The organism is Protofrankia sp. Cj5 (assembly GCF_917627405.1).
Taxonomy (GTDB): Bacteria; Actinomycetota; Actinomycetes; order Frankiales; family Frankiaceae; genus Protofrankia.
Map to the genome: position 1 here is coordinate 1 of NZ_CAKJTO010000177.1, position 6,246 is coordinate 6,246.

A 6,246-nucleotide genomic window follows, 5' to 3' on the forward strand; every position below is an offset into this window, starting at 1 on the left:
AGCTGGTCCTGCACGACATCCCCGGCTACGAACGGCAGGGCAGCTCCACCTGGCAGAGCCTGGCCCGCGGTGGCTCGGTCGAGTCGGACTTCCTCAACGGCGAGATCGTGTTGCTCGCGCGCCTGCACGGGCTTGACGCGCCGATGAACGCGGGGGTGCAGCGGCGGAGCGTTACGGCGGCGCTGGCTCGGACGTCCCCTGGCGGTCTTGACGAGACCGATCTCGCGGCTCTGCTGGCGTCGGCGCGCCGCCGGCCGCCGGGTAAAACCGGTGCACCACTGGGCAGAGCGGACGGAGGAATCGGCGGCTCCCAGCGGCGGGGCGATCCCAGCGGATCCGTGGTCCTCGTCGACGCGGAGCGCCTGCACGACGAACTGCTGTCGGCCACGCCGCCGCTGCTGCTGGACGTCCGCTGGGCTCTTGGCGACCCCCACGGCCATGATCACTATCGCGCGGGCCACCTGCCGGGCGCGGTCTATGTCGACCTCGACACCGAGCTCGCCGCCGCACCGGGCGGGAGAGCCGGCCGGCACCCGCTCCCCAGCGTGGCGGCGTTGGAGCGGTCAGCCCAGAGCTGGGGGCTCACCGCCGGCCGGCCGGTCGTGGTCTACGACGACAACGGGGGACAGGCCGCGGCTCGGGCGTGGTGGCTGCTGCGCTGGGCGGGCGTGGACGACGTGCGCATCCTCGACGGCGCGCTGGGCGCCTGGCGGGAGGCCGGCTTCGAGATCGAGGCCGGCGAGACCGTCCCGGTCCCCGGAGACGTCGTGCTCACCGCGGGACACCTGCCGCTGCTCGACGCCGACGGCGCCGCCCGGGTGGCCCGCGTGGGTGTCCTGCTCGATGCCCGCGCGCCGGAGCGCTACCGCGGCGAGGTGGAGCCCGTCGACCCGCGGGCGGGGCACATCCCGGGCGCGGTCAGCGCGGCGACCGGGGACAACCTCGACGGGACCGGTCGTTTCCTGTCCCCGGACCGGCTGCGTGCCCGCTTCGTGGCGTTGGGTGCCGACGGGCCGGAGCCCGTCGGGGTCTACTGCGGATCCGGGGTGACGGCGGCCCACCAGATCGCCGCGCTCGCGGTGGCCGGGATCGAGGCCGCGTTGTTCGCGGGCTCGTGGTCGGCGTGGTCGTCCGACCCCGACCGGCCCGTCGCCACCGGCACCGGCACCGGCACCGGATGACCGTGATCCACGCCCCTGTTGCCGGGCGCTCTTACGCGGCACGGTGGTGACTCACCGAGCGTAGCGGCGGGCGGTCTGGCCGGCCAGGCCGGAGATCCTGCGCCGTCCGCTCCGGTGCTGGCTCCTGCTCGCTGTCGGTGGCCGGCTGACCGGTAGGCCAGCGCGGCACCGGCCTGCCGCGGTGGTGTTCGTCACGATCTATGAGGTAGAGCAGAGCCAGCCCGGCGAAGAGCGGCAGATGAGTAATCATGCGGCTCCACGGTGCCGCGCCCACCGCGAGATCGTGAGCTGACAGCCCGGTGAGCGCGACAACAAAGCCGAACATGGTCGGCAGCAGGCCAGCCGCGTGCCGTGCGTACATGGCCGCCCACAGCATCCCGATCCCCAGCGCGAGGTTCCATGCCGCGCTCTCGTTGAACAGATGCGCCGGTGACAGATGCCCGCCGGCGCCGTGCCCCTCGGCGCCGTGCCCCTCAGCGCCGGCGGCTGCCCCGTCGAGCAGCTGACTGAGGCTGACGATGATCTGGATGGCAGCGACGCCGCCGAGGGCGATCCGGGAGAGCGGCCCGCGGGAGCGGGCCGGCGGGGCCGACATGACAGCGTCGACCATGTCGGGGACGGCCGACACCTCGTCCACCCGCAGCGACCGGCCCAGCGCGATAGCCGTCTCCTCCCAGGCGCGGCACCGCGCGCAGCCGGCAAGATGGGCGTCGATCAGCTCGGGAGGCTGGGACTCGCTCTCCCCGTCGAGGCGGGCTGAGACCGCTTCGCGGCATGTACTGCAGTCCATCTGCCAATAGTCGCGCGTTCGGGCTGTCCGGTTCCCGGGGCGTGGTTTTCACCCGTTTCATCCTGTCGCGGCCTGGGCGGCCATGAGTGATCGGCGACAGGGGCCCGGCGGCGCGGGGCTGGGGCACCTACCTCGCGTCGCTGTCGCGGTTGTCAGCACCGGTTGTCAGCACCGGTTGTCAGTGGCGGGAGCCAGCGGCGGGGTCAGCGCTGTGCGGAGAACGCCGCGATGATGCGGCCGGTGTTCGTCCGGAAGACCTCGAGCAGGTCGAGACTGGCGTCCGGATAGTTGATGATCTCGACTCGGGTCGAGCCGGGGATGTCCGGGTTGACACTCGGTAGGTGTGCGTTGGCCAGGACCAGCGCCGGCCTCTTCGCGGACAGATCGGCGAGCTGCCCGGCCGAGACCGGCTGGGGGCCGTAGGTGCCGACGACGGACAGGCCGGCGAAGGCACCCCAGTAGGCCATCCACAGGTGGGCGACCGCGGTCGGTGCCGGCGTCGGCAGCGCGGCCTTGACCCTGCCCGACAGCGCGGCGTATTCGCTGTCGAACAGCGACAACCATGCGGTGGCCGCCGTGGCGGTACCGAACATGGCGCCGAGCCGGGTCACCTCGGATCTGATCGCCGTCGGCGTGTTCTCCAGCTCGACCGGCACGAGCCGGCCCGCTCCACCAGCCGCGGCCTTGAGCTTGGCGGCGAAACCGTCGAACACGGAGTACAGGATGTAGTCGGCACCGATGACCTTGACGAGATCGCCGGGGGTGGGTTCGAAGTCCGGTGGATGCTGGATGGTGGCGGGTGCGATGACCGTGATGTTCCTGGCCCCGGCCGCCTTCGCCAGGGCACCGACCCAGCTGGTCGAGGCGACCACTGTCGGTCCCGCGGCCGGTGTCTCACCGGCCGGCCGGGTCCCGGCCGCGGTTGCGGCGGACGGGTTGTCAGTGCTGCCACATGCGATCGTCGACAGGGACAGCATCGTCGCCAGGACGGTCAGCGCGGCGGCGCGAAGGACGCGCATCCGTTGCTCCTTCAGGAATCAGATAGGTGAGCAGGGTCAGGGCACCGGCGACCAGGACCAGCACGGGGCCGGGAGGCTGGTCGACCAGCAGGGCGACGGTGAATCCCACCGTGCTGCCGAGCAGCCCGAGAACGACCGACCAGATCACCATCGACCGCAGGGAGCGGCCGAGAGCGCGGGCGCCGAGGGCGGGCAGGATGGTCAGCGCGTCGACCAGCAACGCGCCGGTGAGCCGGATCGCGGCGCCGATGGCGACCGCGACGACCACGAGCAGCGCGAGCATCAGGGCGTCCGCGGGCACTCCCGAGCACAGCGCCAGTTCCCGGTCGAACAGCAGCAGCGCGAGCTGGCGCCGATGGCGCCGGTAGAGCAGGTGGACAGCCACAGCGAGGACGCCGAGCACGACCAGGTCGACGCCGCGGACCGCCAGGATCGAGCCCCACAGCAGCTCGAACGCGCCGGTGGCGTTGACCCCGGAGAGGGACAGCACCAGCAGCGCGCCAGCGATCGCGAACGTCATCAGCAGGCCCATCGCGCCGGGCAGGCCCGAGGGCCGCCGGGCGAACGGCGCCACCCCGGCGCCCGCCAACGCGCAGGCGGTGAGCCCACACAGCGTCGGGTCGGCCCCGGTGAGCAGGCCGACCGTGATCCCCAGCAGGGCGACGTGCATGACGGCGAACCGGACGGCGATGATGTCCAGCCCGATGATGAACACTCCGGCGATCGGCAGCGCGACGGCGGCGATCAGCAGACCCGCGGCGCCGCGCTGGACGGCGGGCAGCGCGAGGAGGTCGACGAGACGGTACATGTCAGATCACCCGCAGCTGGCCGGCGGCCATCTCGGCGACCCGGTCACACGACCGGGCCATGGCCCGGTCGTGGCTGACCACCACGACCGTGACCGGCAACCGGGTGAGCAGCCGGGCAACCTGCTCCTGGCCGGCGAAGTCGAGTGCCGCGGTGGGCTCGTCGGCGAACAGCGCCTGAGCGCCCGCGGCGACCGCGCCGAGGGCACGGCTGAGGAACACCCGCTGTAGCTGTCCGCCGGACAGGGTGTGCAGCGGCCGGCTGCCGAGCCCTGCCACGCCGAGCCCGGCGGCGGCCTCCCGGGCCGCGGGTGGATGCCCGCCGCTGTCGAGCAGTTCGTCGACCAGCAACGGGAACCGGCCGGGGGACAGGCGCTGGGGAACCCAGGCGACCTGTCGGCGGCGCGCCGCCCACTGGGCGCGGGTGCGGGCCGCGACGCTGCCGACGGTCACCGAGCCACCGGCGAGGGGATGCAGGCCCAGGGCCGCCCGCAGCAGGGTGCTCTTGCCCGATCCGTTCGTTCCGGTCAGGGCGAGGTGCTCACCGGCGCCGACATCCAGAACAACGCTGTCGACCGCGGTGCGCCGGCCGTACCGGCAGGTCACGCGATCGAAGTGGATGGCCGCGGAGCTCACCGCGGCCCACTGCCGGTGAGCTGTTCCCGCAGCCACCTTTTGTCGATCTTGCCGGCCGCGGACAGCGGCAGCTCGTCGAGGATGTGCAGGCTTTCCGGGAACTTGACCGGTTCCAGGCCGTGCGCGTCGGCGAGGTAGGCCGTCAGCTCACCGAGGGCGGGGGCCGCGGCTCCGTCCTTCGTCGCCACGCAGGCGGCCAGCCGTTCGCCCATGATCCGGTCAGGGACGCCGACGCAGGCCACCTGACGGACCGCGGGATGCTGTGCCAGCAGCAGCTCGACCTCCACGGGGCTGATGTTCCGTCCACCACGGATGACGATCTCGTTGCGGCGCCCGACGACGTGCAGGAAACCGTCGCGGTCGACACGTCCGAGATCGCCGGTGCGCACCCAGCCGCCACCGGTGCGGTAGCGGTCGTCGAAATCCGCGTCGACATAGCAAAGCGGACTCATCGGCCCCAGGCCCCAGATTTCCCCGACCCTGCCGGCGGGCACGTCCCGCCCGTCCTCGCCGACGACCCGGATCGCGGCGACCGCCGGGTTCGGCCGGCCGACGGCCGAATGCACCTCCGCCGGCGGGCAGCCGGGATCGGTGGTGCAGTTGACGCCGTCGGCGGAACCGTAGCAGTTGACGAACCCGCAGCCGAAGGCCTGCCGGCAGGCCTCCACGGTGGCCGGGTCCACCCGGGAGCCGCCCGCGACGACCGCGTGCAGCGAGGACATGTCCACCCGGTCGATCATCGGATGGTCGAGCATCATCGCGAACATCGTCGGTACGCCGAACACCAGGTGCGGGCGGTGCGCGTCGATGGCAGCCAGCGCGCGGCCGGCCTCGAAACGGGAGCAGACGATCAGCGTGCCGCCGAAACGGGCGACGGTCACCGCGGAGCCCGACGAGCCGAACGAGGACGCCAACGGCACCATGAAGAAGTTGCGCATCGGCGTTGGCCGGGCATGCAGGGCACCGATGAACGCCCCGCGCCCGCCGGCCAGCGCGTCATGCGAATATACGATCATCTTCGGCGCGGCCTCCGACCCGGAGGAGACCAGGATGCGGGCTGGCGCGGCCGGGTCGACGGGCTCCCCGCGGGCCAGCGGCGGACCGGAGTCAACCAGGTCTTCCAGGCTGTCCGGGGCGCCGGACCCGGACGCGATCACCATCCGCAGGTGGGGCAGGTCGCGGCGCAGCGTGCGCAGCACGTCCGCGGGGGCGACGTCTCCATGCCGGTGCGGCACCACTGCCGCGGCCGCTCGGGACCGGGCGAGCAGAGCGAGCGTGTCCCGCCGGCCCCGTCCGACCGGATAGGCGAGGACTATCGCTCCGACGGCGGCGGCCGCGAGATCCACAGCGACCGGGCGCCATCCGTTCGGGAGCTGGACGGCGATCGTCTCGCCAGGCCGGATACCGGCCGTCTTGAACGCGCCGGCCAGCCGGGACACCCGGGCGGCAAGATCGGCGTAGGTGGCCTCGCCGTCGTCGTCGATGACCGCCGGCCGGTCCGGGTGCCGCAGCGCGTTCTCGGTGAACAGGGTGTGGAGATCCCGCCCCGGATAGAAACCGGCGTACGCCCACCAGGCGCGCAGCGCGGGCGGAACGAGATCGCGAACCGGCAGGACGCTGGGCACCGAGGCGGCCGGTCCGGGCAGGTCTGGTTGCGCGAGTCCCGGTTCCAGCGCGGTCATCGGGTGAACCTCCATGGCGGGCGGACGAAGGCACAGCCGTCGATCTCGATCAGCGGGCGGGCCGCCGGATCACCGGCGAGCAGCCCGGGCCGCGGGCAGACCCGCACCGCGGTGCCGCCGGTGGCGGCGAGC

The 6,246-nt window shown here is 72.9% G+C and carries 6 protein-coding genes; 1 reads left to right on the forward strand and 5 read right to left on the reverse strand.

Annotation, left to right across the window (positions count from 1 at the left end):
* Positions 1-1,181: rhodanese-like domain-containing protein (locus MJ777_RS21900; protein WP_255724142.1), on the forward strand; the 1,181-nt coding region annotated here is incomplete at its 5' end.
* 31 nt (positions 1,182-1,212) lie between these two features.
* Here MJ777_RS21900 and MJ777_RS21905 read toward each other — a convergent pair.
* The 5 genes from MJ777_RS21905 to MJ777_RS21925 form a co-directional block, all read right to left on the reverse strand.
* Positions 1,213-1,971, reverse strand: a complete 759-nt coding sequence (locus MJ777_RS21905) for a zf-HC2 domain-containing protein (protein WP_239313297.1) — start codon at positions 1,969-1,971, stop codon at positions 1,213-1,215.
* 203 nt (positions 1,972-2,174) lie between these two features.
* A complete protein-coding gene (locus MJ777_RS21910; RefSeq protein WP_239377655.1) occupies positions 2,175-2,990 on the reverse strand; it encodes a hypothetical protein in 816 nt (271 codons plus the stop codon).
* Entirely contained in the window at positions 2,911-3,798 is an 888-nt protein-coding gene (locus MJ777_RS21915; protein ID WP_239377656.1) for a metal ABC transporter permease, read from the reverse strand. The genes MJ777_RS21910 and MJ777_RS21915 overlap by 80 nt, the downstream gene beginning before the upstream one ends.
* A gap of 1 nt (position 3,799) precedes the next feature.
* Positions 3,800-4,432, reverse strand: coding sequence for a metal ABC transporter ATP-binding protein (locus MJ777_RS21920; RefSeq protein ID WP_239377657.1), 633 nt, complete (start codon positions 4,430-4,432; stop codon positions 3,800-3,802).
* On the reverse strand, positions 4,429-6,114 hold the full coding sequence (locus tag MJ777_RS21925) for a class I adenylate-forming enzyme family protein (RefSeq protein ID WP_239377658.1): 1,686 nt from the start codon (positions 6,112-6,114) through the stop codon (positions 4,429-4,431). The genes MJ777_RS21920 and MJ777_RS21925 overlap by 4 nt, the downstream gene beginning before the upstream one ends.
* Positions 6,115-6,246 lie beyond the last annotated feature (132 nt).

Coding starts and splice junctions, on each gene's coding strand:
- MJ777_RS21905 (WP_239313297.1), bottom strand. CDS start 1,971: ATGGACTGCAGTACATGCCGCGAAGCGGTCTCAGCCCGCCTCGACGGG.
- MJ777_RS21910 (WP_239377655.1), bottom strand. CDS start 2,990: ATGCGCGTCCTTCGCGCCGCCGCGCTGACCGTCCTGGCGACGATGCTG.
- MJ777_RS21915 (WP_239377656.1), bottom strand. CDS start 3,798: ATGTACCGTCTCGTCGACCTCCTCGCGCTGCCCGCCGTCCAGCGCGGC.
- MJ777_RS21925 (WP_239377658.1), bottom strand. CDS start 6,114: ATGACCGCGCTGGAACCGGGACTCGCGCAACCAGACCTGCCCGGACCG.